A 511-nucleotide genomic window follows, 5' to 3' on the forward strand; every position below is an offset into this window, starting at 1 on the left:
GGCTAAACTACGAAGTTGTTCAGTCCCTTGGTCGACAAGACAAACTCATTAAACTGAAAAGTAACCCACAAGCTCGGAAGAAGTGGCCAACACTAGAACAAGAAGTGGTTGTACGTCTAATCACAAGGGTCAAAAATGGGAAGTCATACGACGTCCTGACCTCAATGACCGACCCAATGCTTTACCCTAAATCTGACATAGTTGGCCTGTATGGATATCGTTGGGAGATTGAACTTGGATATAGAGAGCAAAAGCAATATATGCTTGGTAACCGTCTTACACTCAGAAGTCGACTTCCAGAATTAGTGAAACAAGAGCTATGGGGAGTCCTACTCACATATAACTTGGTTAGGTATCAAATGGTACAAATGTGTAATACGTTAAATGGAGATTACTTGCCATACCAGCTAAGCTTCAACGGTGCATTAGCCCATATTATGCGTTTAATAGTCGGTCTTCCATATTCATCACCGGGAGCAATCCCGCGGCAACTCCAGAACTTTTACTCGAT

The 511-nt window shown here is 42.7% G+C and carries 1 protein-coding gene; it reads left to right on the plus strand.

What is annotated here, in order from left to right; translation table 11 throughout:
* Positions 1-511: transposase (locus Q1A70_RS20390; RefSeq protein WP_299695878.1), on the plus strand; the 511-nt coding region annotated here is incomplete at both ends.

Source organism: uncultured Vibrio sp. (assembly GCF_947488985.1).
GTDB lineage: Bacteria > Pseudomonadota > Gammaproteobacteria > Enterobacterales > Vibrionaceae > Vibrio.